This window comes from Pseudomonas sp. BF-R-30, assembly GCF_019956175.1.
In the GTDB taxonomy this organism is placed as follows: Bacteria; Pseudomonadota; Gammaproteobacteria; order Pseudomonadales; family Pseudomonadaceae; genus Aquipseudomonas; species Aquipseudomonas jessenii.
The window spans coordinates 79,196-104,506 of the sequence record NZ_JAHBDE010000075.1 but is presented as its reverse complement, the minus strand read 5'-3'; the positions used below and the strand labels follow the sequence as shown (position 1 = coordinate 104,506).

Genomic DNA, 25,311 nt, shown 5'->3' with positions numbered 1-25,311 from the left:
GCCCAGGCCCTATCTCTGCGCCTGCGAGCCTGCTTTCACAATTTGTCAGGTGGTTTTATGGACAGCATCAACAGCCGCATCGCCGAGGAACTCGGTGTACGCCCACAACAGGTCGAAGCGGCCGTCGCGCTACTCGATGAAGGCTCTACCGTTCCCTTCATCGCCCGTTACCGGAAAGAAGTGACCGGCAGCCTCGACGATACGCAATTGCGTCATCTGGAAGAGCGCCTGCGCTACCTGCGAGAACTCGACGAACGGCGTATCAGCATCCTCGCCAGCATCCAGGAGCAGGGCAAGCTGACCCCGCAACTTGAACGCGACATCAAGCTCGCCGACACCAAGACCCGTCTCGAAGACTTGTACCTGCCGTACAAGCAGAAGCGCCGCACCAAGGGCCAGATCGCCCTGGAAGCAGGCCTGGGCGAGCTGGCCGACGGCCTGTTCAACGACCCGTCCCTGAGCCCGGAAACCGAAGCCGCACGCTTCATCGACGCGGAAAAAGGCGTGGCCGATGTGAAGGCTGCCCTCGAAGGCGCCAAGTACATCCTGATGGAACGCTTCGCCGAAGACGCCGGCCTGCTGGACAAGCTGCGCAGCTACCTCAAGCAGGAAGCTACCCTCAGTGCCCGCGTGATTGCCGGTAAGGAAGAGGAAGGCGCCAAGTTCCGCGATTACTTCGAACACGACGAACCGCTCAAAAGCATGCCGTCGCACCGCGCGCTGGCGATTTTCCGTGGCCGTAACGAAGGCATCCTCAGCTCCGCGCTGAAAGTCGGCGACGAACTGCCGGGCACCATGCACCCGTGCGAAGGCATGATCGGCCAGCAATTCGGCATCCAGAACCAGAACCGCGCCGCCGACAAATGGCTGGGTGAAGTGGTGCGCTGGACCTGGAAGGTCAAGCTCTACACCCACCTGGAGACCGATCTGCTGGGTGAGCTGCGCGATGGCGCGGAAACCGAAGCGATCAACGTCTTCGCCCACAACCTGCACGACCTGCTGCTGTCGGCCCCGGCCGGCCCGCGCGCCACCCTGGGCCTCGACCCGGGCCTGCGCACCGGTTGCAAGGTGGCCGTGGTCGACTCCACCGGCAAGCTGCTGGATCACGCCACGGTTTACCCGCACGTGCCGCACAACAAGTGGGACCAGACCCTCGCCGTGCTCGCCGCCCTGTGCGCCAAGCACTCGGTGGACCTGATCGCCATCGGCAACGGTACCGCCAGTCGCGAAACCGACAAGCTGGCCGCTGAACTGATCAAAAAATACCCGGCCATGAAAATGACCAAGGTCATGGTTTCCGAGGCCGGCGCATCGGTTTACTCGGCGTCGGAACTGGCTTCCAAGGAATTCCCGGACCTGGACGTGTCGATCCGTGGCGCCGTGTCGATTGCCCGTCGCCTGCAAGACCCGTTGGCCGAGCTGGTGAAGATCGATCCGAAATCCATCGGTGTCGGCCAGTACCAGCACGACGTGTCGCAGCTGAAACTGGCCCGTGGCCTGGATGCGGTGGTCGAGGACTGCGTGAACGCCGTCGGCGTCGACGTGAACACGGCTTCCGTGGCACTGCTGGCGCGGATCTCCGGCCTCAACGCGACCCTGGCGCAGAACATCGTCAGCCACCGCGATGAGCACGGCGCATTCAAGACTCGCGCAGCCTTGAAGAAAGTCGCGCGCCTGGGTGAAAAAACCTTCGAACAGGCCGCCGGATTCCTGCGCGTCATGAACGGCGAAAACCCGTTGGACTCGTCGGCGGTTCACCCGGAAGCCTATCCGCTGGTTCAGCGCATCGCCGCCGAAACCGACCGTGACATTCGCTCGCTGATTGGCGATGCCGCGTTCCTCAAGCGTCTCGATCCGAAGAAGTACACCGATGAAACCTTCGGTTTGCCGACAGTCACCGACATTCTGCAAGAGCTGGAAAAGCCCGGTCGCGACCCGCGTCCAGAGTTCAAGACCGCCGAGTTCCAGGAAGGCGTCGAAGACCTCAAGGACCTGCAACTGGGCATGATCCTCGAAGGCGTGGTGACCAACGTGACCAACTTCGGTGCTTTCGTCGATATCGGTGTGCATCAGGACGGTTTGGTGCACATCTCCGCGCTTTCGGAGAAGTTCATCAAGGATCCACGAGAAGCGGTGAAGGCCGGTGACGTGGTGAAAGTGAAGGTCATGGAAGTCGACATCCCGCGCAAACGCGTGGGCCTGTCGATGCGCATGAGCGATACCCCGGGCGAGAAAATCGACGGTGCCCGCGGCGCACGTCCGGGTTCGGCGCCACGCCAATCCCAGAACACCGCACCGCGCAAGGAAACCACGGCAGCGACCCCGAGCAACAACGCCATGGCTTCGCTGTTCGCCAATGCCAAGCAGCTGAAGAAACGTTGATGGACATTCCCGCCGGGCTGACCGAAAGCGCGTTTTTCAAGCTACTGGGCTGCCGCTTGCACAGCCTGGAAACCGGGGTGGCGCAAGTCGCCCTGGCGCTGGAACCGGAGCTGCGCAATCGCGGCGGCAAGCTGCACGGCGGGGCCTTGTTCAGCCTGGTGGACATTGCCATGGGGCTGGCCTGTTCCAGCACCCACGGCTTTGACCAGCAGAGCGCGACCATCGAGTGCAAGATCAACTACATTCGCGCCGTCTCTGACGGCGAGGTGATGTGCACGGCACGGGTGATTCATCCAGGCCGCCGCACGTTGGTGGTCGAGGCTGATGTGACGCAGGGCGACAAACTGGTCGCAAAAGCACAAGGCACGTTCGCTGTCCTGTAGCTAGTCGTCATCAAATTGAGTTAATTTCGGCGCTGTGACCACAGTGTCGGAATTTCCTGTGGGAGCGGGCTTGTGGCGAGGGGGCTTGCCCCCGTTTGAGTGCGTAGCACTCACAATATCTTGGAACATCAGAGGTTTTGGGGCTGCTTCGCAGCCCAACGGGGGCAAGCCCCCTCGCCACAGGTCCACTCCCACATCGATTGCGGCGAGATCCAAAACCAGGCGAAAACGCCAGTTTTAACTTCACCCTTGTAGACCGTCTTGCCCACCCCCATATTGGGGCGACTGACGCGTGAAGGAATCCAACTTGAGCGAACTTCTCAACCGCCGCCTGGCCCTGCTCGGCGAGCGCGCTAACCACTCTCTGCTCGAACAGTGCCTTCACGGCATCGAACGTGAATGCCTGCGCGTGACCGATGAAGGTCGCCTGGCGCAAACGCCGCACCCGGAAGAATTGGGTTCCGCGCTGACCAATGAACAGATCACCACCGACTATTCCGAGTCGCTGCTGGAGTTCATCACCCCGGCCCTGCCCGATCCTGCCGATACGCTGGCGAGCCTGGACAGCATTCACCGCTTTGCCTACAGCAAGCTTGGCAACGAGTATCTGTGGAGCCCATCGATGCCCTGCCCGTTGCCGGCCGAGGAAGATATCCCGATCGCCTATTACGGCACGTCCAATATCGGGCAGCTCAAGTACGTCTACCGCAAGGGTCTGGCCCTGCGTTACGGCAAGACCATGCAATGCATTGCCGGCATCCACTACAACTTTTCCCTGCCGGAAAAACTCTGGCCTTTGCTCAAGCAGGCCGAAGGCTTTGTCGGCACCGACCGCGACTTCCAGTCGGCGTCCTATATCGCGCTGATCCGTAACTTCCGCCGCTACAGCTGGCTGCTGATGTACCTGTTCGGCGCCTCGCCGGCACTGGACGCCGGCTTCTTGCGCGGTCGTTCGCACCAGTTGGAACAACTGGACCCGCAGACCTTGTACCTGCCGTACGCCACCAGCCTGCGCATGAGCGACCTGGGTTACCAGAGCAACGCCCAGGCCGGCCTGACGCCGTGCTACAACGATCTGAACAGCTACACCGACAGCCTGCGCAAAGCGGTGGCCACGCCGTATGCGCCATACGTCGAAGTCGGCACCCACCAGGATGGCGAGTGGGTGCAGCTCAACACCAACATCCTGCAGATCGAAAACGAGTACTACTCCAACATCCGCCCCAAACGCGTGACCTACACCGGCGAGCGCCCTATCCAGGCACTGATGGCCCGTGGCATCCAGTACGTCGAAGTACGCTGCCTGGACATCAACCCGTTCCTGCCGATGGGCATCGACCTTACCGAGTCACGCTTCCTCGATGCGTTCCTGCTGTACTGCGCGCTCAATGACAGCCCGCTGCTCACCAGCACCAGTTGTGGCAACGCGACTTCGAACTTCCTCAGCGTGGTCAAGGAAGGTCGTCGTCCGGGCCTGCAACTGCAACGGGATGGCCAGCCGGTCGACCTGAAGGAATGGGCCGGCGAGCTGCTGGAAAAAATCGCCCCTCTGGCGGCGATGCTCGACCAGAGCCATGGCGGCGATGCCCACAGCAAGTCGCTGGACGCCCAGATGGCCAAGGTCCAGGACCCGTCCCTGACACCGTCGGCCCAGGTATTGGCGGCGATGGCCGAACACAAGGAAAGCTTTGCCCAGTTCTCCCTGCGCCAGAGCCAGGCCCATGCCGAGTTCTTCCGCAGCGAGCCGTTGCCGGCTGAGGAACAGGCGAAGTTTGAAGAGCGGGCGCGTTCTTCGCTGGCTCAGCAGGCTGAGCTGGAGCAGAACGAAGTCGGTGATTTCGATGTGTTTGTCGGAGCGTACCAAGCGAGCATTCTGGCGATCAGTAACTGAAGGTCCTGCGGACCTTATCGTCGGAGCGCCGCCCGGAGCAAGCTCGCTCCCACAAGGTTCAATGGTGTTTGCACGATTGTGCTCACACCGAAGATCCACTGTGGGAGCGAGCTTGCTCGCGATGACCGCGTAGCGGTCGCTCCTCAAGTTGTCCTCTCATAAGCTAATTCGAAAAAGTTATTTATTTTCGAATTCTTAGATCATTTAGTCTCTTTCTCACGCCGACACTCGGTCGCCTGACAAGGAGCTTTCTGATGAAACTGACTTTCCCTCTACGCTTGCTGGCGGCCGCGTCCTTGGCTACCGCGAGTTTTTTTGCCCAGGCGGCCGACTTCACCGTCGCCTATCAGACCACCGTTGACCCGGCGAAAGTCGCCCAGGCTGACGGCGCCTACGAAAAGGCCACCAAGGCCGATATCAGCTGGCGAAAATTCGACAACGGTGCCGATATCATCGCCGCCATCGCCTCTGGTGACGTGCAGATCGGCTACCTCGGTTCCAGCCCTCTGACCGCGGCCATCACCCGCAAAGTCCCGGTGCAAACCTTCCTCATCGCCACCCAGATCGGCGCCGCCGAAGCCTTGGTCGCCCGCGACGGTTCCGGGATCAAGACCCCGCAAGACCTGATCGGCAAGAAAATCGCCGTGCCGTTTGTATCCACCGGCCACTACAGCCTGCTCGCCGCGCTGAAGCACTGGAACATCGACCCGTCGAAAGTCACCATTCTCAACCTCGCACCACCCGCGATCATTGCCGCCTGGAAACGCGGTGACATCGACGCCACGTACGTTTGGGATCCGGCCCTCGGTGTCGCCAAGGAAAACGGCAAAGTGCTGATCACCTCCGGCGAGCTGGCCAAGTTCGGCGCACCGACTTTCGATGCCTGGATCGTGCGCAAGGATTTCGCCGAGAAGCACCCGGAGATCGTCACCGCGTTCGCCAAAGTGACTCTGGACGCCTACGCCGATTACCGCAAAGACCCGCACACCTGGCTCGCCAATCAGGGCAACGTCGACAAGCTGGTAAAACTGTCTGGTGCCAAGGCCAGTGACATTCCATTGCTGCTGCAAGGCAACGTCTACCCGCTGGCGGCTGACCAGGTGCTCACCCTCGGCGCACCGACCACCAAAGCCATCACCGACACCGCGGCGTTCCTCAAGGAACAAGGCAAGGTCGAGGCCGTGCTGCCGGACTACGCGCCGTACGTCAGCGCCAAGTTCATCACCAACTGATCGGGAGTCAACGCGATGGCCTTGCTACAGCTGGAGCGCATCAGCGCACAGTACCCCGGCAACCCGGAACCGGTGTTGGCGGATATCTCTCTGAGCCTGGGGCCCCGGCAATTGCTGGTCGCCCTCGGCCCGTCCGGCAGTGGCAAGACTTCGCTGTTGAACCTGATTGCCGGTTTCGTCGAACCCAGCGCCGGGCGCATCACCCTCGACGGCGTGCCCGTCAAAGGCCCGAGTGCCGAGCGCGGCGTGGTGTTTCAGGACGACGCGCTGCTGCCATGGCAAGACGTGCTGGCCAACGTCGGGTTCGGCCTGGAGCTGGCCGGTATCGCCCGGGAAAAACGCGAAGCTCGCGCCAGGGAAATGCTCGCCCTGGTCGATCTGTCCGGTTTTGAACAGCGCCGCATCTGGCAGCTTTCGGGCGGCCAGAAGCAGCGTGTCGGTCTGGCTCGCGCCCTCGCCGCCGACCCGCGCGTGTTGCTGATGGACGAACCTTTCGGCGCTCTCGACGCCTTTACCCGCGAGCAGATGCAGGAGCTGTTGCTGCAGGTCTGGCAACGCACCGCCAAGCCGGTGTTCCTGATCACCCACGACATCGAAGAAGCCGTGTTCCTCGCCACCGACCTGATTCTGTTGGCGCCCAACCCGGGGCAAATCGTCGAACGCCTGAGCCTCGATTTCGGTCAGCGTTATGCCGCCGGTGAGTCGGCCCGCTCGATCAAGTCCGACCCGCGTTTTATCGAAACCCGCGAACACGTACTCGCCAAAGTGTTCTCCCAACGCAGCGCCGCCCAGCGGCAGGAGCGCGCATGAGCAGTTACGAAATTCCCGTCGCGGCGATAACGCCAGGCTCAGCCGTAATTCCGGCAAGTCGCCGTTTGAGCACTCGCTGGATCAGTGTGCTGACGCTGGTCGTTCTCGTTGCCATTTGGTGGGCCGTGACGGCGACCGGCTTGATCGAGCCGCTGTTCCTGCCACCACCTTCCGCCGTGCTGCAAAAAGGCTGGCTACTGGCGACCTCGGGTTATATGGATTCAACCCTGTGGCAGCACCTGGGCGCGAGTCTGAGCCGCATCGGACTGGGCCTCGGGTTTGCGATTCTCACCGCCGTGCCGGTGGGAATCGCCATCGGCGCCAACCGTATCGCCCGCGGTGTGCTCGACCCGCTGATCGAGTTCTACCGGCCGATTCCACCACTGGCCTACCTGCCACTGATCGTGATCTGGTGCGGTATCGGTGAATTGTCGAAAGTGCTGCTGATCTACCTGGCAATCTTCGCCCCGATTGCCATTGCCACCGCCACCGGTGTGCGTACGGTCGACCCGGCCAAACTGCGTGCCGCGCAGTCGCTGGGTGCAACGCGCGTGCAATTGATTCGCCACGTCATTTTGCCGAGTGCCTTGCCGGATATCCTGACCGGTGTGCGTATCGGTCTCGGCGTAGGCTGGTCGACGCTGGTCGCCGCCGAATTGATCGCCGCCACCAGCGGACTGGGCTTCATGGTGCAATCGGCCGCACAGTTTTTGGTCACCGATGTGGTGGTACTGGGGATTCTGGTGATCGCACTGATCGCCTTCGCAATGGAGCTTGGCCTGCGTGCCCTGCAACGCAAACTGGTGCCGTGGCATGGTCAGGCCCACTGATTACTGAATAAACCTGTGGGAGCGGGCTTGCTCGCGAAAGCGGTGTATCACGTGACATAAATGTTGAATGACACGCCCTCTTCGCGAGCAAGCCCGCTCCCACAAAAAGCACGGCCCCCCGGATTTAAGAGAACCACCATGAGCCACCTGACCATCGTCCCCCTAAGCTCCGCCCTCGGTGCGCAAATCAGCGGCATCGACATCAGCCAGCCGCTGAACCTGGAGCAGCGCGATGCCATCGAACAGGCCCTGCTCAAGCATCAGGTGCTGTTCTTCCGTGACCAACCGATCACGCCACAGCAACAGGCGCGATTCGCCGCGAATTTCGGCGACCTGCACATTCACCCAATCTACCCCAATGTGCCGGAACAACCGGAAGTGCTGATCCTCGACACCGCCGTCACCGACGTGCGCGACAACGCGATCTGGCACACCGACATCACCTTCCTGCCGACCCCGGCCATGGGTGCGGTGCTCAGTGCCAAGCTGCTGCCGGAGTTTGGTGGCGACACGTTATGGGCCAGCGGGATTGCCGCCTATGAAGCCCTGTCGACGCCGCTGAAAACCTTGCTCGAAGGTCTGACCGCCACCCATGACTTCACTCGTTCATTTCCGCTGGAGCGCTATGGCAACACGCCCGAGGCGCTGGCCCAGTGGGAAGAAGCACGGCGCAAGAATCCGCCGCTGTCGCACCCGGTGATCCGCACGCACCCGGTAAGCGGGCGCCGCTCGCTGTTCGTCAACGAAGGTTTCACTTCGAAGATCAACGAGCTGTCGGAAACCGAGAGTGAGGCGATTCTGAAGTTCCTGTTCGCCCATTCAACGCGGCCGGAATTCACCATTCGCTGGCGCTGGCAGAAAGACGACATCGCATTCTGGGATAACCGCGTGACCCAGCATTACGCGGTGGATGACTACCGGCCGGCGCGGCGGGTGATGCAGCGGGCGACGGTGTTGGGGGATGTGCCGTTTTTTCGCTGAACCCCAGGTTCTTCATTGTTGGCTCTGGCCTCTTCGCGAGCAAGCCCGCTCCCACATTTGGAATGCGTTTCCCTGTGGGAGCGGGCTTGCTCGCGAAAGCAATCTGAAGGCCGCCGCCTGAAACTTATTCAGCAATAGAAGGCTTCTCCCAAAGATTGATCCCGCCCTCCTGGGCAAACCGGTCAATCTCCGCCAGTTCCTCTGCACTAAAGCTCAGGTTCTTCAACGCCCCGACGTTCTCGATGATCTGCTCCGGCCGGCTTGCGCCAATCAAGGCCGAAGTGACCCGAGGATCGCGCAGGGTCCAGGCCAGCGCCAGTTGCGCCAGGCTCTGGCCACGACGCTGGGCGATTTCGTTGAGTGCCCGCACCTGGGCGATGTTGGCCTCGGACAAGTGCGACGCCTGCAACGAACCACCCCCCGGACGATTGACCCGTGCATCCGTCGGCACGCCGTTGAGGTATTTGTCGGTCAGCAATCCCTGCGCCAGCGGCGTGAAGGCAATCACGCCAGTGCCGAGTTCGTCGGTGGTATCCAGCAAGTCTTTTTCCACCCAGCGATTGAGCAGGTTGTAGGCTGGTTGGTGAATCAGCAGCGGCACTTTCCACTCTTTGAGCAACGCCGCCATTTCGCGGGTTTTCACCCCGGAATAGGACGAAATGCCGATGTATAGCGCCTTGCCCTGCTGCACCGCAGTGGCCAGTGCGCTGGCGGTTTCGTCCAGCGGGGTGTCCGGATCGAAGCGGTGGGAATAAAAGATGTCGACGTAGTCCACGCCCAGGCGTTGCAGGCTCTGGTCGAGGCTGGCCAGCACGTACTTGCGCGAACCGCCGCCCTGACCGTAAGGGCCGGGCCACATGTCCCAACCGGCCTTGCTGGAAATGATCAGCTCGTCGCGGTACTGCTTGAAGTCTTCGCGCAGTAAACGGCCGAAGTTGATCTCGGCGCTGCCATACGGCGGGCCGTAGTTGTTGGCCAGGTCGAAATGGTTGATGCCCAGATCGAATGCCGTGCGCAACAACGCGCGCTGGGTATCGATCGGCGTGCTGTCGCCGAAGTTGTGCCACAGGCCCAACGACAGCGCCGGCAGCACCAGGCCGCTGCGGCCCACGCGGCGGTAAGGGATGGAGTCGTAGCGGTTTTCGGCAGCGGTGTAAGTCATCGAATCCTCTCTTGTCTGTCTTGAATCTGGTATCGACTGCTTTGCCAGTCGCCCAGCATACGCCCGGACAAACCCCGGATTCGACTAATGGCTGAAACGTTTCATTTGTTTCATCTTCACGTGGCCCCCGCAAACACCTCCCCCAACCAGTCCACAAACACCCGAACCCTGGGCGACATGTGTCGGTTGTGCGGGTACAACACCGATACCGGCATCGATGGCGGTGGTGTGTCGACGAGGACTTCCTGCACCAGGCCTTGGGAAATCTGCGTTTGCATTCGATAGTGCGGGCACTGGATCAGGCCCAGTCCGGCAATCGCCGAGGCGGCGTAGATTTCCGCGCCGAACACCGAGACCACACCGTCGATGGCCACTTCCTTGAGTTCACCGTCCACCATGAATTCAAACGGGAACAACTTGGCCGTCGTGCGCGAAACGTAGTTCACCGCACGGTGCAGGCTCAGGTCGGCAAGGCTTTTCGGTTCGCCGTACTTGCGCAGATAGGCGGGACTGGCGCAGGTGATTTGACGCAGGTTGGCGACACGTTTTCCGATCAGTGCGGAGTCGCTCAAAGTGCCGGCGCGCAGCACGCAGTCGACGCCTTCGGCGATCAGGTCGACAAAGCGGTCAGCCTCGCTGATGGACAGCTCGATGTCGGGATAACGCGCCATGAATTGTGGCAAAGCCGGGATCACGAAGTGCTTGGCCAATGTCCCGTGCAAGTCCACCCGCAACCGCCCTTCGGTGCCACACCGCGAAACGCCAATTCCGCTTCTTCCAGCTCTGCCAGCAGTTGCACGCAACGCAGGTAGTACGCCTCGCCATCCAGCGTCGGACGCACTTTACGCGTGCTGCGCTCCAACAAACGCGTCCCCAGCCAGGCCTCGAACTGATTCAAGGTGTGGGTCAGCGTCGCGCGTGGCAGGTTCAGGTCATCGGCAGCCTGCGTGAAGCTGCTGCGCTCGTAGATCCGCACAAAAACCTTCATCGCTTTGACTTGGTCCACAGCTCACTCCAGGCACTCGATTGTTGGCGATCATTGAACAGTCAAGGCAACTCTCGTGCATTTATCGCCCTGAGTAAACATGTGAAATTGGCTTCACACCCCATCAACAGGAACACCAACATGGCTCATCAGACTCCGAAAGTTGCCATCGTGACCGGCGCCTCCCGCGGCATTGGCGCGGTCATCGCCAAACAACTGGCCAGCGAAGGTTTCGCCGTTGCCATCAACTACGCCAGCAGCGCCACCGAAGCCTCGAAACGGGTGGTGGAGCTGCGTCAGGCCGGTTACCAGGCCCTGGCGATCAAGGCCGATGTAGCCAACGCCGACGACGTACGCCGGATGTTCGACGAGGTTGAAACCCAGTTCGGCAAGGTCGATGTGTTGGTGAACAACGCCGGCATCCTCAAAGTGCTGCCGCTGGCGCAACACAGCGACGAACTGTTCGAGCAGAACTTCAACATCCACGCTCGCGGTACCTTCAATACCCTGCGTGAAGCGGCAACCCGCCTGAACAGCGGTGGCCGGATCATCAACTTCTCCAGCAGCACCGTCGGCATGAACCTGCCGGGCTACGCGGTGTACATCGCCAGCAAAGCGGCAGTGGAATCCCTGACCCAGGTATTCGCCAAGGAAATGCGCGGGCGCAACATCACCGTCAACGCGGTGGCTCCCGGGCCCGTGGCCACCGACTTGTTCCTGCATGGCAAGAGCGAAGAACAGATCCAGACCTTCGCCAAAATGGCGCCGCTGGAGCGTTTGGGTCAGCCAGAAGATATTGCCCGTGTGGTGTCGCTTTTGGTCGGGCCGGATTCGGCGTGGGTCAACGGGCAGATTCTGCGGGTGAATGGTGGGTTGGTTTAACTATGCTCAAACCAATACCGAGGTGACCCCTTCGCGAGCAAGCCCGCTCCCACAAGAGATCTCCTTTGAACACAAATTTTGTGAGCAATCAGGATCAATGTGGGAGCGGGCTTGCTCGCGAAGGCGGTCGCCCCGTCAATACATATCCGGCAGGCAGAACCCACCATGCACACCACCATCATCATCACCTTCGGCCTGATTCTCCTGGCGCTGATGCTCTACATCGGCGAGAAAGTCGGCTTCACCCGCCAGACCCTGGCCTACAGTTTTATCCTGCTGTGGCTGGCGCTGACGCTAATCAATGGCGCAGTCGGCATAGTGCATGCCGGCCAGCCATTGAGCAGCGAACTGGTGGTCGGTAGCGCCGTGTTCGGTGTCCCGGTGGCGGCGCTGGTGTTGTTCATGGTGTTGACCACCGAAACGTGAAAGCCTTGATCAACGCACCAGATGCAGGAACTGCATGTGCCGTTCGTACTGGTCGAGGATGTCGTTGATGATCTGTTCCTTGGAGTAGCCCACCAGATCGTAATCCTGACTGCCCTCGCTCAAATGCACTTCGGCCCGGTAGTAACGACGATTGTTGAGTTGCTTGGAACCCATCCCGCCACGGGCAAACGATGGCGTGAAATAGCCGCGCATCTGCACCTGATAAACGAACGGATGCTGGTCGCCATGGCCGATTTCCAGGCTGACGCTGTCATTGGCCGGGTCCGGGTGTGTCGCTACGTGCAAACCCTTTTCGGTGAACACGGCAGACACTTCTTCAATCGCCGGACGCACCGTCGTATCGAGGAAACGGTAGACCTCATCCCGCGACGGGAAATGCACCGCCTGACTCAGGCGCTGGCGCCAACCGCCCCGCCGTGAACCGGACACCGGTGCCAAGGAATGCATCTGCGCAATCTGCTTCTGCGATTCCAGATAAAACGCCTTGTGCAGCCCCCACATCATCAACAGCAAGATCAGCGAGAACGGCAACGAGGTCAGGACCACCGCCGACTTCAACGCATCGATACTGCCGGAAAACAGCAGCGCGCTGGTCACCAATGCGGTCATCGCGCCCCAGAAAACCCGCAGCCATTTCGGCCCGTCTTCATCAGGATTGCCGCCCTTGGCGGACAGCGTCGACAGCACCACGGTGCCGGAGTCGGCGGAGGTGACGAAGAACACGAAGCTGATGAACACCGTGACCGCAATGACGGTTTTGCTCCACGGGTAGGTTTCCAGCAACAGGTAGAGCGTCATCGACGGATTGTCGATGGCCGACATGCCGAGAGCGCTCATGCCGTGGTTGAGCACTTGATCGATGGCGCTGTTGCCGAAGATCGACATCCACGCCAGGGTGAAGCCGAGCGGAATCAACAGCACGCCGAAGACGAACTCGCGGATGGTGCGACCACGGGAAATCCGAGCAATGAACAGACCCACGAACGGTGACCATGCTATCCACCAGGCCCAGTAGAACACTGTCCAGCCGCCCAGCCAGTCGCTGGGTTTGTCGTAGGCGTAGAGGTCGAAACTCTTCATCGGCAAGGCGCCGAGGTAATCGCCAAGGTTCTGGATCAGGGTGTTGAGCAGGTGCTGCGTGGGGCCGGCGAACAGCACGAACAGCAGCAGCGCACAGGCCAGCAGCATGTTGATGTCGGACATGACTCGCACACCCTTGTCGACGCCGGATACGGCAACGATGATCGCAGCGCCCATCATCAAGGTGATCAGGCCGACCTGAACCCATTGGGTATGGGCGATGCCGAACAGGTAGTCCAGGCCCGAGTTGAGGTGCAACACACCGAAGCCCATATCGGCACCGAGGCCGAACACCGTGGCGATGATGCCGAAACCATCCACCGCGTAGCCGATGGGGCCATTGATGCGCTTGCCGATCAGCGGATACAGCGCCGAGCGCAGGGCCAGTGGCAGGTTATGCCGGTAGGCAAAGTAGGCCAGCGCCATGCCGACAAAGGCGAACACGCCCCAGCCATGCAGGCCCCAGTGCAGAAACAGAATCTGCATCGCCTGGCGCGCAGCATCTGCCGTACCGGCCTCGCCCTGGGGCGGTTGCAGCATGTGGGTCAGCGGCTCGGACACACAGAAGAAAAACAGGGTGATGCTGATCCCGGCGGCGAACAGCATGCCGGCCCAGGACAAATAACTGAATTCGGGTTCGTCGTGGTCGGCACCGAGCTTGATCTTGCCGTAGCCGGACAAGGCGGTGACCACCACGAAGACCAGATACAGGGTCATCGCCAGCAGGTAATACCAGCCGACCGTATTGGCCGCCCAGTTTTGCGCCGCCAGCAACCAGGCACCGGCCTGCTCGGGCATGGCGATGACAACGACACCAAACAACAGAATGAAGCTTGCCGAGAACCAGAACACCGGCGGATTCATGCGGATCAGGCCGCTTGGAGGGATGGACGATGCACTCATGTTCGGTGCACCTCGAAGGGGTAAAACGTGGCTGTAGAAATCGGACTCAGCAAAGGCAAGCCTCCTGTTGTGAGCGGGCAGCGAACCGCCGGTTTAACTTGAATGAACGTTCAAGTTAAACATGGATAGGGGGCTAAGGACTAATCGCAGGGCTCGGCGGTACTGGTATTACGCTAGCTCAAGGGAGGGTTCGGCGCAGGATCAGATCAGGGCCACTGGCTCGATTCGGCTTGAAATCCAATCGCGAGCAAGCTCGCTCCCACAGTTGACCGCGTTCCCCTGTGGGAGCGAGCCTGCTCGCGATGAGGCCAGAAAAATCAGTGGAGATTTAGAGGCCTACTTCTGCGCCCCATCATCATGCTGCAGATTCGCCTGGGTCAGGTTGCTGCCCGCCGGCACGCTGCGGGTCAGCCAGACATTGCCGCCGATGGTCGAGCCCTGACCGATGGTGATCCGCCCGAGAATCGTCGCCCCGGCATAAATCACCACGTCATCCTCGACTATCGGGTGTCGTGGCTGGCCTTTCTGCAACTGACCGTCTTCGTCCGCCGGGAAGCGCTTGGCGCCCAAAGTCACCGCCTGATAGATCCGCACGCGCTCGCCGATGATCGCGGTTTCGCCAATCACCACACCCGTCCCGTGGTCGATGAAGAAACTGCGGCCGATCTGCGCTCCAGGGTGAATGTCGATGCCGGTGGCCGAGTGAGCGATTTCCGCGCTGATCCGCGCCAGCAGCGGCAACCCGGCGCGATACAAATGGTGGGCCAGACGATGGTGAATCACCGCCAGAATCCCCGGGTAGCACAACAGCACTTCATCGACACTGCGCGCCGCCGGGTCACCGTGATAGGCAGCCAACACGTCAGTGTCCAACAGGCTGCGCAACCCTGGCAACGCGAGGGCGAAGTCCTGAATGATCTGGATGGTTTTGGCTTCGACTTCAGTCTCGGCCTGGGCACTGTGGCGAGCGGCGTAGCGCAATTCGAGCCGCGCTTGGGCCAACAGCGCATTCAGCGCCACATCGAGGGTGTGGCCGACGTAGAAATCTTCGCTCTCTTCGCGCAGGTCAACCGGCCCCAGGCGCATCGGGAACAACGCACCGCACAGTGCTTCGAGAATCTCCGCCATGGCTGCGCGGGACGGCAATTCGCGACCGCCCTGCTCGCCGCTGGCCCGGCCGTTTTGTGCACGCCACTGTTCACGTGCCGTGCGCAGCTGGCTGACGATGGTCTGCAATTGCCAATGGCTGGAACGCTCACTCACGGTAAAAACTCCTCACGGGCGGCCGGACTGTCTGGCCGCACTGACGGCGATTACTTTACGGCAAGGGTCGCGAGGCAAATTAAGAACCAATAGTGCTGTGCTCAGTTCGATTGGCTATAAGCGATTGACGGTTGCCCCGGCTTTTGGGCGTGCCTATAGTCCTGAGATCTTCAACCGCCAGTACGGACTCATGATCAAACAACAGCTCGCCCGCTTTAACCGCCTCGACCTGCTCGGTCAGCCCACCGCCCTGGAAAAACTCGAACGCCTGTCGACCTGGCTGGGCCGCGACCTGTACGTCAAGCGCGATGACCTGACGCCGCTGGCGATGGGCGGCAACAAGCTGCGCAAACTCGAATACCTGGCCGCCGATGCCTTGGCCCAGGGTGCCGACACCTTGATCACGGCGGGGGCGCTGCAATCGAACCACGTGCGCCAGACAGCCGCCATTGCCGCAAAGTTGGGTCTGGGCTGCGTAGCCCTTCTGGAAAATCCTCTCGGCACTGACGACAGCAATTACACCGGCAACGGCAACCGCCTGCTGCTCGACCTGTTCGATGCCAAGGTCGAATTGGTGGAAAACCTCGATAACGCCGACGAGCAACTGCAAGCCCTGGCCAACCGACTGTGCAGCAACGGCAAGAAGCCGTACCTGGTGCCGATCGGTGGTTCCAATGCCTTGGGCGCCCTGGGTTACGTACGCGCCGGGCTGGAACTGGCCGAGCAGATCAAGGACACCGGCCTGAAGTTCGCCGCTGTGGTCCTGGCCTCGGGCAGCGCCGGTACCCACAGCGGCCTGGCACTGGCCTTGAGTGAAGCGCTGCCGGATCTGCCAGTGATTGGCGTGACGGTTTCGCGCAGCGATGAAGATCAGCGACCAAAGGTTCAAGGCCTGGCCGAACGCACCGCCGAGTTGCTGGGCGTCAGCCTGCCGGAGGCTTTCAAGGTCGAGCTGTGGGATGAGTATTTCGCCCCGCGTTATGGCGAGCCGAATGCCGGCACACTGGCGGCGGTGAAACTGCTGGCGAGCCAGGAAGGCTTGCTGCTGGACCCGGTCTACACTGGCAAGGCCATGGCGGGCTTGCTGGACGGTATCGGCCGTCAGCGTTTCAACGAGGGGCCGATTATCTTCCTGCACACCGGCGGGGCACCGGCGCTGTTTGCCTACAAGGATTTTCTGTAGGAGCGAGCTTGCTCGCGATGGACGACAGGGCACCGCGGGGTGTCAGGTTGCCAGCGTTATCGTTGACGTCCATCGCGTGCAAGCACGCTCCTACAGTAAAAACGCAAGCTATTCCAAAGTGGAATAACCAGAAGATTAATTATTATTTTCCAATCTAAAAACGCCATCATATAGTCATGCTACAGGCGAATTTCTCGAGAGACGCATACGCTGCTTTAAGGCAGGATAGCGCTGTCGCTTAATTCCCGATTTCGCCAAATTTTCACAAAAGCGTCTTCCATAAGAAAACACAGGGGCTTGTCATGAATTTTTCCGCACTACGTCGCAATCTGCTGGTGGGTTCGCTGGGCCTGGCACTGAGCGCCGGCCTGATTGGCCAGGCGGTTGCCGGTGAGCAACTGCAACAAATCAAGGACAAAGGCGTGATCAACGTCGGCCTGGAAGGCACCTACCCACCGTTCAGTTTCGTCGACGCCGACGGCAAACTGGCCGGCTTCGAAGTCGAGTTCTCCGAAGCCCTGGCCAAAGAGCTGGGCGTGAAGGTCAAGCTGCAACCGACCAAATGGGACGGCATCCTCGCGGCCCTGGAATCCAAGCGCCTGGACGCAGTGATCAACCAGGTGACCATCTCCGAAGAGCGCAAGAAGAAGTATGACTTCTCCGAGCCGTACACCGTTTCCGGTATTCAGGCGCTGGTGCTGACGAAGAAGGCCGCCGAGTTGAACATCAAGTCCGCCGCTGACCTGTCTGGCAAGAAAGTCGGCGTAGGCCTGGGCACCAACTACGAGCAGTGGGTGAAAGAAAATGTGCCCAAGGCTGACGTCCGCACCTACGAAGATGATCCAACCAAGTTCCAGGACCTGCGTGTCGGCCGCATCGACGCCATTCTGATCGACCGCCTGGCCGCGCTCGAATACGCCAAGAAAGCCAAGGACACCACCGCCGCCGGTGATGCGTTCTCCCGTCAGGAAGCCGGTATTGCCCTGCGCAAAGGCGAGCCTGAGCTGCTGGCAGCTGTGAACAAAGCCATCGACAAGCTGCGCGCCGACGGTACGCTGAAAAAGCTTTCGGAAAAATACTTCAGCGCTGACGTCACTCAATAATGGAAGAAGCTTTTCAACTCGCACTGGACTCCGCGCCCTTTCTGCTCAAGGGCGCGTATTACACGGTCATCCTCAGCCTGGGCGGGATGTTTTTCGGCCTGGTGATGGGGTTCGGTCTGGCGCTGATGCGCCTGTCGCGCTTCAAACTGGTGAGCTGGATCGCCCGCATCTACGTGTCGTTCTTTCGCGGCACGCCGTTGCTGGTGCAACTGTTCGTGATCTATTACGGCTTGCCGCAATTGGGTCTGGAACTGGATCCGCTGCCAGCGGCCCTGATCGGCTTCTCGCTGAACATGGCCGCCTACGCCTGTGAAATCCTGCGTGCCGCGATCAGCTCCATCGAGCGCGGCCAGTGGGAAGCGGCTGCCAGTATCGGCATGACCCGCGCGCAGACCCTGCGCCGGGCCATCCTGCCGCAGGCGATGCGCACCGCATTGCCGCCGCTGGGCAACAGCTTCATTTCGCTGGTAAAAGACACCGCGCTGGCCGCTACCATCCAGGTGCCGGAACTGTTCCGTCAGGCGCAGCTGATCACCGCCCGCACCTTCGAAATCTTCACCATGTATCTTGCCGCCGCACTGATCTACTGGGTCCTGGCCACGGTGCTGTCGCACCTGCAGAACCAGTTGGAAGCGCGGGTCAATCGGCACGACCAGGAGTCCTGACCCGATGATTGTCGTGGAAAAACTGACAAAGCAGTTCAAGGGTCAAGTCGTGCTCAACGGCATCGATCTTGAGGTCAAGGAAGGCGAGGTGGTCGCGATCATCGGCCCTAGCGGTTCGGGCAAGACCACCTTCCTGCGCTGCCTGAATTTTCTGGAAGAACCCACCAGCGGCCGGATCAAGGTCGGCGATATCGAGGTCGATACCAGCCGTCCCCTGAACCAACAGCAGAGCCTGGTGCGGCGTTTGCGCCAGCACGTAGGTTTCGTGTTCCAGAACTTCAACCTGTTCCCCCATCGCACCGCCCTGGAAAACGTCATCGAAGGCCCGATCGTGGTCAAGAAGACCCCACATGCCGACGCCGTTGCCCTGGGTAAGAAGCTCTTGGCCAAGGTCGGCCTGGCGGGCAAGGAGGACGCTTACCCGCGTCGCCTCTCCGGTGGCCAGCAACAGCGCGTGGCGATTGCCAGGGCGCTGGCGATGGAGCCCGAAGTGATCCTGTTCGATGAGCCGACATCGGCCCTCGACCCGGAGCTGGTGGGCGAGGTATTGGCGACCATCCGCGGCCTGGCCGAAGAGAAGCGCACCATGGTGATCGTTACCCACGAAATGGGCTTTGCCCGGGACGTGGCCAACCGGGTGGTGTTTTTCGACAAGGGTGTGATCGTCGAGCAAGGCGAAGCGAAGGCATTGTTTGCCAACCCGAAAGAGGAGCGGACAAAACAGTTTCTCAGCAAGTTTCTGAATAACGCCCACAACTAACAACCCTGCTCAACAATGGTCATCTTCCATGGACGGAAGTGACACCCCCGAAAAAAAACACCTCATCAATACCAAACTAAATCCATCTATTCTATATACATATTTTGTACGCGCGCGCGGTACATATATATGCATCGCAACAATTCCCCCCCTACCTCCACCATGTTCCTTTCGCAGCACCTGGCCAACAACGCCAGCCGATCCGCCCGGCTTCAGCCACTTTCAGCGGACAAATTCGACGCAGCGGCATGGTTTACTTACTTTGCGCCGTAGGAACTTTCTGAATAACATCACGCATCACCCACAACTAATAAATCTCATTGACACTTGCTCCCCCTGACTCTTATCTAGTCTCCGACCAACATCACTCTTCACGCCAAAACTCATTATTTCAATTAAAAGTAATGAATGGTTTTGCTGTTCGATATTTAGTTTTTGAATTCCCAGAAACGGACTTCGCTGCAAGACTTCAAGGAGACTTCATGAAAAGCACCTCGAACAAATCCGGGCTTGTGGCCCCGACCCTGGCGCAATCCAACAAGACCGGCATCAACGTCACTTGCGCGGCGCACCTGCTGATCGATGTGGCGCCCTACCCCGCCATGGACGAAGGCGACCTGATCGAACTGTTCTGGGACAGCTGCTACGTGGCCTCCCGCGTGCTGACGGCCAGCGATGTCGGCCAACCGGTGCAGCTGCGGGTGCCTGAAAGTTTTGTCGCCAACGGGACCTCGCGCATTCACTACCGGGTCATGCAGGTGGGTCGAGACCCGGTGATTTCGGCCAGCCGAAACGTGCAGACCAAACTCGACTGCCCAGGTGGCCAACCCTCCGCACTGTGCGGCGATGAAAACCAGTGCCTGGCACCGGTGAGCATTCCCGAGGCGATTCGCCGTCAGGGGGTCAATCCGAGCCAGGTCAAGCGCGGTGTTCCCTTGACCATCGAGCCGTATCTGAACATGGCCGTCGACGACGAAATCACCCTGCGCTGGGGCGATGTGCGCATGGATCTGCCACGGCTCAAGGCCGTCGATGTGGGTCAGCCGATTCAGGTCTGGATACCGCCGGCCATCATCCTCGAAGCCGGTGAAGACCTGCGGCTGGAAGTGACGTACTGCATTCTCGACCGGGTGGGAAACAACTCCCGCTGGGCGCCAGCCCGTACGCTGAAAATCGGTTGCGCCAATCCTTATCTGAAAGTCCCCCCGAAAAAAGTGCTCAAGGCCGCCGAACCCCGCAGGCAATGAACACCGCTTCTGTGGCGAGGGGGCTTGCCCCCGTTGGGGTGCGAAGCGCCCCCAAAACCCTGCAATTGAGTCCATTCAAATAAATCGTGGAGAAAGGTTTTGCGACTGCTGCGCAGTCGAACGGGACGGTGCGGCGATCCGACAAGCCCCCTCGCCACAGGGATTGCGCTCTCCCTCGAGAACACCCTTCTATCTATATTCCTAAAAGTTAGTTCATAAAATATTTATACACGTTTAGGGTATATACACCGGACCACCGGACATCCTTGTTTTCATGCGCTGCCACAAGCGGCGCTTCCATAAGATGTGAGGTAGGTATGGTCCGGAACACAATCACCCCAGTGCAGATCGCCAGGGCATTGCGTGCAGCCAAGGAGCGGCACTGATGTCCAGTCTGACAGATGCAATCGTCCAGAGTGACCTGGACATCGCCCCGTTATTGTTGCCCGCACAAATCTTGCGCAACGACGCTCAAGCCATCAAGGCGGCCCACGAACTGGCGCAAGTCGCCCGCCTGCAAGCAGCCAAACGAGACCAGCAGCGCAAGCTCCCATGGTCGGAAATCGAGCAGTTCACCCGCAGCGGCCTGGGCAGCATTTCCATCCCCCGCGAGTACGGTGGCCCGCAGGTTTCGTTCGTCACCCTGGCCGAGGTCTTCGCGATCATTTCCGCCGCCGACCCGGCGCTTGGGCAGATCCCGCAAAACCAGTTCGGCATTCTTAACCTGGTGCTCGGCAGCGCCACCGAAGCGCAGAAACAACAACTGTTCAAAAGCGTCCTGGAAGGCTGGCGCATCGGCAATGCCGGGCCGGAACGCGGCACCAAAAACACCCTGGAACTGAAGGCGCGCATCACCGCTGACGGCGTCGTCAATGGCCAGAAGTTCTATTCCACCGGCGCACTGTTCGCTCATTGGGTTGCGGTCAAAGCGTTGAACGACGATGGCAAGCAGGTGCTGGCGTTCATCCGTCGTGGCACACCGGGATTGCGCATTGTCGATGACTGGTCCGGTTTTGGTCAGCGCACCACCGCCAGCGGCACGATTTTGCTCAACAACGTGCAGGCCGATCCCGAACTGGTGGTGGATAACTGGCGGATCAACGACACGCCGAACATCCAGGGTGCCGTCTCGCAGCTGATTCAAGCGGCCATCGACGCCGGCATCGCCCGAGGCGCCATCGACGACGCCATCGACTTCGTGAAAACCCGCGCCCGGCCATGGATCGACGCCAAGGTCGAGCGGGCCAGTGATGACCTGTACGTGATCGCCGATATCGGCAGGTTGAAAATCGAACTGCACGCCGCCGAAGCACTGCTGCGCAAGGCCGGGCAAGTGCTCGATGACGTCAGCGCCGCACCACTCACCGCCGAGTCCGCCGCCCGCGCCTCGATTGCCGTGGCCGAAGCCAAAGTGCTGACCACCGAGATTTCGTTGCTGGCCAGCGAAAAGCTGCTCGAACTGGCCGGCAGCCGCGCGACCCTCGCCGAATTCAACCTCGACCGCCACTGGCGCAACGCCCGGGTGCACACCCTGCACGACCCGGTGCGCTGGAAGTATCACGCGGTCGGCGCCTATCGCCTCAACGGCACGCTGCCTAATCGCCATTCCTGGATCTGACGACCAGACATCTGGAGAAACACATGACAAGTTCTCACCACGTCGCGGTCATCGCCAGCGATGAACAAGCGCTGATCGTCGCCAGCGACCTTGCCGAAGACTTCAAACGCGACAGCGCCACACGCGACCGTTTACGCCGCTTGCCACACCCGGAACTGGAAGTGTTTTCCCGATCGGGCCTGTGGGGCATCAGCGTGCCAAAAGAGTATGGCGGCGCCGGTGTTTCCAACGTCACCCTGGCCAAGGTCATCGCCTTGATCGCCCGGGCCGACGGCTCTCTGGGGCAGATCCCGCAGAACCATTTCTATGCCCTCGAAGTACTGCGGGTGAACGGCAGCCACGAGCAGAAGCAACGCCTGTACGCCGAGGTTTTGGCCGGGCAACGCTTCGGCAATGCGTTGGCCGAACTCGGCACCAAAACCGCACACGATCGCGTCACCAGCCTGACTCGCGACGGTAGCGGCTATCGCATCAACGGTCGCAAGTTCTACGCCACGGGCGCGATCTACGCCCAGCGCATTCCCACCTCGGTGGTGGATGAAAACGGCGTGCAGCAACTGGCGTTCGTCCCGCGCAACAGCAAGGGCCTGAGCGTGATCGACGACTGGAGCGGCTTCGGCCAGCGCACCACCGGCAGCGGTTCGGTGGTGTTCGAAGATGTCTACGTCGCAGCCGAAGATGTGATCCCCTTTCAAAGCGCTTTCGAGCGCCCGACTCCGGTCGGCCCGCTGGCGCAGATTCTCCATGCCGCCATCGACACCGGCATCGCCCGCGCCGCGTATGAAGATGCGCTGCATTTCGTGCGCACGAAAACCCGGCCCTGGATCGACGCCACCCACGAAAACGCCACGGACGATCCGCTGACCCTCAAGAGCTTCGGCCACCTGAGCATTCGCCTGCACGCCGCCGAGGCGCTGCTGGAACGTGCCGGTGAACTCCTCGACAAGGCCCAGGCCGACACGAATGCCGAGACCGTCGCGGCCGCCTCGATTGCCGTCGCCGAAGCACGCGCCCTCAGCACCGAAATCTCCCTGGCCGCCGGCAGCACACTGTTCGAACTGGCCGGCAGCCAGGCGACCCTGATTGAGCACAGCTTGGATCGCCACTGGCGCAACGCCCGGGTGCATACCCTGCACGACCCGGTGCGCTGGAAGTACCACGCTGTCGGCAATTACTACCTCAACGATGAAAACCCGCCACTGCGGGGGACCATTTGATGACCGCCGCGAAAAAGAAGATCTTGCTCAACGCGTTCAACATGAACTGCATCGGGCACATCAATCACGGCTTGTGGACGCACCCGCGCGACACATCAACCCTCTACAACACCCTCGAGTACTGGACCGAACTGGCGCAGCTGCTGGAGCGCGGGCTGTTCGACGGCCTGTTCATCGCCGACATCGTCGGGGTCTACGACGTCTACCAGAGCTCGGTGGACGTGCCGTTGAAAGAGTCGATCCAGTTGCCGGTCAACGACCCGCTGCTGCTGGTCTCGGCCATGGCGGCGGTGACGAAAAACCTCGGTTTCGGCCTGACCGCCAACCTCACCTACGAAGCGCCGTATCTGTTCGCCCGCCGCCTGTCGACCCTGGATCACCTGAGCCGTGGGCGGGTCGGCTGGAACATCGTCACCGGCTATCTCGACAGCGCCGCCAAGGCCATGGGTCTGAGCGAACAGGTCGAGCATGACCGCCGCTATGACCAGGCCGATGAGTACCTGGAGGTGCTTTACAAACTCCTGGAAGGCAGTTGGGAAAACGGCGCGGTGCTCAACGATCCACGGCAACGGATCTACGCGCAGCCGGACAAAGTGCACAAGGTCGAGCACAAGGGCGAGTTCTATCAGGTCGAGGGTTATCACCTGTGTGAACCCTCACCCCAGCGCACGCCGGTGCTGTTCCAGGCCGGCAGCTCGGATCGCGGTTTGCTGTTCGCCGGGCGACATGCCGAGTGCGTGTTCATCAGTGGCCAGACCAAGGCATCGACCAAGGCGCAGGTGGACAAGGTGCGCGCCAGCGCCGTCGAAGCCGGGCGCAATCCCGAGGACATCAAGGTGTTCATGGGCCTGAACGTGATCGTTGGCGCCACCGAGGAGCTGGCCTGGGCCAAGCACGCCGAGTACCTGAGCTACGCCAGTGCCGAGGCCGGCGTGGCGCACTTCTCGGCGTCCACCGGGATCGATTTTTCTCAGTACGAAATCGACGAGCCGATCCAGTACGTGAAGAGCAACGCCATCCAGTCCGCCACCAAACACCTGCAAAACAACGACTGGACCCGACGCAAATTACTCGAACAACACGCCCTGGGCGGTCGCTACATCACCGTGGTCGGTTCACCGCAGCAAGTGGCGGATGAACTGGAATCGTGGATCGCCGAAACCGGGCTGGATGGCTTCAACCTGACCCGCATCGTCACGCCGGAAAGCTATGAGGACTTCATCGAACTGGTGATCCCCGAGTTGCAACGGCGGGGCTCTTACAAGACCGCGTACGACGACGGGACCTTGCGCGAAAAGCTGTTTCAGCGGGAGGCGTTTTTGCCTGAGCAACATACCGGTTCGGCTTACCGCCGCTAAAAGCTTCGCGAGCAAGCCCGCTCCCACATTTGGAATGCATTCCCCTGTGGGAGCGGGCTTGCTCGCGAAGAGGCCCGAACAGACACCACAAATTTAATGCACTGACTGGATAACTCATCATGAAAAAGAACTACCTCTCCCACCCAGTCAAAGCACTGGCCCTGGCCCTCGGCCTGTTCAGCTCGGTGACCTTCGCCGCCGACGCCCCGCTGAAAATCGGCACCACCGCCGCCTTCGCCATCCCCCTGGAAGCAGCGGTCGAAGAAGCCGGCAAACAAGGCCTGAAGGTCGAACTGGTGGAGTTCACCGACTGGATCGCGCCGAACGTCAGCCTCGCCGCCGGCGACATCGACGTGAACTACTTCCAGCACATCCCGTTCCTGGAAAACGCCAAGGCAGCATCAGGTTTCGATCTGGTGCCGTTCGCGCCGGGGATCATCAACAACGTCGGCCTCTACTCGAAGAAATACAAAAGCTTCGACGAACTGCCCCAAGGCGCCAGCGTGGCCATCGCCAACGATCCGATCAACAGCGGTCGTGGCTTGCAGCTGCTGGCCAAGGCCGGTCTGATCACCCTCAAGCCCGGCGTCGGCTACAAGGCCACCGAAGAAGACATCATCGCCAACCCGAAGCACATCAAGATCCTCCAGGTCGAAGCCGTGCAACTGGTACGTGCCTATGACGATGCCGATCTGGTGCAGGGCTACCCGGCCTACATTCGCTTGTCGAAAACCTTCGACGCGGGCTCCGCGCTGCTGTTCGACGGCCTCGATCACAAGGAGTACGTGATTCAGTTCGTGATCCAGCCCAAGAGCAAAACCGACCCGCGCCTGATCAAGTTCGTCGACATCTACCAGCACTCACCGGCTGTGCGCGCCGCACTGGATAAAGCCCACGGCAAGCTCTATCAAGCCGGCTGGGAAAGCTGA

General features: G+C 60.7%; 21 protein-coding genes and 1 pseudogene. 18 read left to right on the top strand and 4 right to left on the bottom strand.

Going from position 1 to position 25,311, the window contains the following annotated elements; all coding sequences use genetic code 11:
• Nucleotides 1-57 precede the first annotated feature (57 nt).
• The 7 genes from KGB20_RS27325 (at nucleotide 58) to tauD (ending at nucleotide 8,509) form a co-directional block, all read left to right on the top strand.
• Nucleotides 58-2,382 carry a Tex family protein gene (locus tag KGB20_RS27325; protein ID WP_154861251.1) on the top strand — a complete coding sequence of 775 codons (2,325 nt, stop codon included), beginning with the start codon at nucleotides 58-60 and terminating at the stop codon, nucleotides 2,380-2,382.
• Entirely contained in the window at nucleotides 2,382-2,765 is a 384-nt protein-coding gene (locus tag KGB20_RS27320; RefSeq protein ID WP_150812039.1) for a PaaI family thioesterase, read from the top strand. Before KGB20_RS27325 ends, KGB20_RS27320 begins: the two co-directional genes overlap by 1 nt.
• Before the next feature lie 307 nt (nucleotides 2,766-3,072).
• Nucleotides 3,073-4,656, top strand: coding sequence for a glutamate--cysteine ligase (gene gshA / locus KGB20_RS27315; protein WP_154910733.1), 1,584 nt, complete (start codon nucleotides 3,073-3,075; stop codon nucleotides 4,654-4,656).
• A gap of 254 nt (nucleotides 4,657-4,910) precedes the next feature.
• Entirely contained in the window at nucleotides 4,911-5,888 is a 978-nt protein-coding gene (tauA, locus tag KGB20_RS27310) for a taurine ABC transporter substrate-binding protein (RefSeq protein ID WP_154910734.1), read from the top strand.
• A gap of 15 nt (nucleotides 5,889-5,903) precedes the next feature.
• Nucleotides 5,904-6,698, top strand: coding sequence for a taurine ABC transporter ATP-binding subunit (gene tauB, locus KGB20_RS27305; protein ID WP_154861255.1), 795 nt, complete (start codon nucleotides 5,904-5,906; stop codon nucleotides 6,696-6,698).
• Nucleotides 6,695-7,528 carry a taurine ABC transporter permease TauC gene (gene tauC / locus KGB20_RS27300; protein ID WP_154910735.1) on the top strand — a complete coding sequence of 278 codons (834 nt, stop codon included), beginning with the start codon at nucleotides 6,695-6,697 and terminating at the stop codon, nucleotides 7,526-7,528. Before tauB ends, tauC begins: the two co-directional genes overlap by 4 nt.
• A 138-nt stretch (nucleotides 7,529-7,666) precedes the next feature.
• Entirely contained in the window at nucleotides 7,667-8,509 is an 843-nt protein-coding gene (gene tauD / locus KGB20_RS27295; protein WP_154910736.1) for a taurine dioxygenase, read from the top strand.
• Between the two features lie 124 nt (nucleotides 8,510-8,633).
• Here tauD and mgrA read toward each other — a convergent pair whose 3' ends face one another.
• Nucleotides 8,634-9,671 carry an L-glyceraldehyde 3-phosphate reductase gene (mgrA, locus tag KGB20_RS27290; RefSeq protein ID WP_150812044.1) on the bottom strand — a complete coding sequence of 346 codons (1,038 nt, stop codon included), beginning with the start codon at nucleotides 9,669-9,671 and terminating at the stop codon, nucleotides 8,634-8,636.
• Nucleotides 9,672-9,787: 116 nt separating this feature from the next.
• Nucleotides 9,788-10,677: pseudogene (locus KGB20_RS27285) on the bottom strand (LysR family transcriptional regulator).
• A 120-nt stretch (nucleotides 10,678-10,797) separates the two neighbouring features.
• On the opposite strand from KGB20_RS27285, the gene KGB20_RS27280 reads away from it, so the two are divergent.
• Nucleotides 10,798-11,538: an SDR family oxidoreductase gene (locus KGB20_RS27280; protein ID WP_150812046.1), complete on the top strand. Its 741-nt coding sequence runs from the start codon at nucleotides 10,798-10,800 to the stop codon at nucleotides 11,536-11,538.
• Between the two features lie 165 nt (nucleotides 11,539-11,703).
• Complete coding sequence (locus KGB20_RS27275; RefSeq protein ID WP_102670676.1) at nucleotides 11,704-11,964, top strand: hypothetical protein; 261 nt, start codon at nucleotides 11,704-11,706, stop codon at nucleotides 11,962-11,964.
• A gap of 9 nt (nucleotides 11,965-11,973) precedes the next feature.
• On the opposite strand, the gene betT is transcribed toward KGB20_RS27275, so the two are convergent.
• Nucleotides 11,974-13,929 (bottom strand): choline transporter BetT, encoded by a 1,956-nt coding sequence (gene betT / locus KGB20_RS27270; protein ID WP_191626061.1) that lies wholly within the window; start codon nucleotides 13,927-13,929, stop codon nucleotides 11,974-11,976.
• Between the two features lie 375 nt (nucleotides 13,930-14,304).
• Nucleotides 14,305-15,231 carry a serine O-acetyltransferase EpsC gene (epsC, locus tag KGB20_RS27265; protein WP_090452493.1) on the bottom strand — a complete coding sequence of 309 codons (927 nt, stop codon included), beginning with the start codon at nucleotides 15,229-15,231 and terminating at the stop codon, nucleotides 14,305-14,307.
• Between the two features lie 190 nt (nucleotides 15,232-15,421).
• Between epsC and KGB20_RS27260 the strand changes: the two genes are divergently transcribed.
• The 9 genes from KGB20_RS27260 to KGB20_RS27220 all read left to right on the top strand — a co-directional run bounded on the left by KGB20_RS27260 (nucleotide 15,422) and on the right by KGB20_RS27220 (nucleotide 25,311).
• The gene (locus KGB20_RS27260; protein ID WP_057712479.1) at nucleotides 15,422-16,414 is read left to right on the top strand and encodes a D-cysteine desulfhydrase; all 993 of its coding nucleotides are present in this window, start codon (nucleotides 15,422-15,424) and stop codon (nucleotides 16,412-16,414) included.
• A gap of 302 nt (nucleotides 16,415-16,716) precedes the next feature.
• A complete protein-coding gene (gene tcyJ / locus KGB20_RS27255) occupies nucleotides 16,717-17,517 on the top strand; it encodes a cystine ABC transporter substrate-binding protein (RefSeq protein WP_090452489.1) in 801 nt (266 codons plus the stop codon).
• Entirely contained in the window at nucleotides 17,517-18,182 is a 666-nt protein-coding gene (gene tcyL, locus KGB20_RS27250) for a cystine ABC transporter permease (RefSeq protein WP_007983131.1), read from the top strand. The genes tcyJ and tcyL overlap by 1 nt, the downstream gene beginning before the upstream one ends.
• Nucleotides 18,183-18,186: 4 nt before the next feature.
• A complete protein-coding gene (gene tcyN / locus KGB20_RS27245) occupies nucleotides 18,187-18,942 on the top strand; it encodes an L-cystine ABC transporter ATP-binding protein TcyN (protein ID WP_108216113.1) in 756 nt (251 codons plus the stop codon).
• Between the two features lie 482 nt (nucleotides 18,943-19,424).
• Nucleotides 19,425-20,189 carry a hypothetical protein gene (locus KGB20_RS27240; RefSeq protein WP_223533229.1) on the top strand — a complete coding sequence of 255 codons (765 nt, stop codon included), beginning with the start codon at nucleotides 19,425-19,427 and terminating at the stop codon, nucleotides 20,187-20,189.
• Nucleotides 20,190-20,574: 385 nt separating this feature from the next.
• Nucleotides 20,575-21,807, top strand: coding sequence for an SfnB family sulfur acquisition oxidoreductase (locus KGB20_RS27235; RefSeq protein WP_154910738.1), 1,233 nt, complete (start codon nucleotides 20,575-20,577; stop codon nucleotides 21,805-21,807).
• A gap of 23 nt (nucleotides 21,808-21,830) precedes the next feature.
• Nucleotides 21,831-23,024 (top strand): SfnB family sulfur acquisition oxidoreductase, encoded by a 1,194-nt coding sequence (locus KGB20_RS27230; protein ID WP_154910739.1) that lies wholly within the window; start codon nucleotides 21,831-21,833, stop codon nucleotides 23,022-23,024.
• A complete protein-coding gene (locus tag KGB20_RS27225) occupies nucleotides 23,024-24,382 on the top strand; it encodes an LLM class flavin-dependent oxidoreductase (RefSeq protein WP_154910740.1) in 1,359 nt (452 codons plus the stop codon). Before KGB20_RS27230 ends, KGB20_RS27225 begins: the two co-directional genes overlap by 1 nt.
• Nucleotides 24,383-24,501: 119 nt before the next feature.
• Nucleotides 24,502-25,311, top strand: coding sequence for a MetQ/NlpA family ABC transporter substrate-binding protein (locus KGB20_RS27220; protein WP_057712486.1), 810 nt, complete (start codon nucleotides 24,502-24,504; stop codon nucleotides 25,309-25,311).

Bases quoted from the DNA above. Each gene is read 5' to 3' on its own strand.
- KGB20_RS27325 (WP_154861251.1), top strand. From the start codon at position 58: ATGGACAGCATCAACAGCCGCATCGCCGAGGAACTCGGTGTACGCCCA.
- KGB20_RS27320 (WP_150812039.1), top strand. From the start codon at position 2,382: ATGGACATTCCCGCCGGGCTGACCGAAAGCGCGTTTTTCAAGCTACTG.
- tauA (WP_154910734.1), top strand. From the start codon at position 4,911: ATGAAACTGACTTTCCCTCTACGCTTGCTGGCGGCCGCGTCCTTGGCT.
- tauB (WP_154861255.1), top strand. From the start codon at position 5,904: ATGGCCTTGCTACAGCTGGAGCGCATCAGCGCACAGTACCCCGGCAAC.
- tauC (WP_154910735.1), top strand. From the start codon at position 6,695: ATGAGCAGTTACGAAATTCCCGTCGCGGCGATAACGCCAGGCTCAGCC.
- tauD (WP_154910736.1), top strand. From the start codon at position 7,667: ATGAGCCACCTGACCATCGTCCCCCTAAGCTCCGCCCTCGGTGCGCAA.
- mgrA (WP_150812044.1), bottom strand. From the start codon at position 9,671: ATGACTTACACCGCTGCCGAAAACCGCTACGACTCCATCCCTTACCGC.
- KGB20_RS27280 (WP_150812046.1), top strand. From the start codon at position 10,798: ATGGCTCATCAGACTCCGAAAGTTGCCATCGTGACCGGCGCCTCCCGC.
- KGB20_RS27275 (WP_102670676.1), top strand. From the start codon at position 11,704: ATGCACACCACCATCATCATCACCTTCGGCCTGATTCTCCTGGCGCTG.
- betT (WP_191626061.1), bottom strand. From the start codon at position 13,929: ATGAATCCGCCGGTGTTCTGGTTCTCGGCAAGCTTCATTCTGTTGTTT.
- KGB20_RS27260 (WP_057712479.1), top strand. From the start codon at position 15,422: ATGATCAAACAACAGCTCGCCCGCTTTAACCGCCTCGACCTGCTCGGT.
- tcyJ (WP_090452489.1), top strand. From the start codon at position 16,717: ATGAATTTTTCCGCACTACGTCGCAATCTGCTGGTGGGTTCGCTGGGC.
- tcyL (WP_007983131.1), top strand. From the start codon at position 17,517: ATGGAAGAAGCTTTTCAACTCGCACTGGACTCCGCGCCCTTTCTGCTC.
- tcyN (WP_108216113.1), top strand. From the start codon at position 18,187: ATGATTGTCGTGGAAAAACTGACAAAGCAGTTCAAGGGTCAAGTCGTG.
- KGB20_RS27240 (WP_223533229.1), top strand. From the start codon at position 19,425: ATGAAAAGCACCTCGAACAAATCCGGGCTTGTGGCCCCGACCCTGGCG.
- KGB20_RS27235 (WP_154910738.1), top strand. From the start codon at position 20,575: ATGTCCAGTCTGACAGATGCAATCGTCCAGAGTGACCTGGACATCGCC.
- KGB20_RS27230 (WP_154910739.1), top strand. From the start codon at position 21,831: ATGACAAGTTCTCACCACGTCGCGGTCATCGCCAGCGATGAACAAGCG.
- KGB20_RS27225 (WP_154910740.1), top strand. From the start codon at position 23,024: ATGACCGCCGCGAAAAAGAAGATCTTGCTCAACGCGTTCAACATGAAC.
- KGB20_RS27220 (WP_057712486.1), top strand. From the start codon at position 24,502: ATGAAAAAGAACTACCTCTCCCACCCAGTCAAAGCACTGGCCCTGGCC.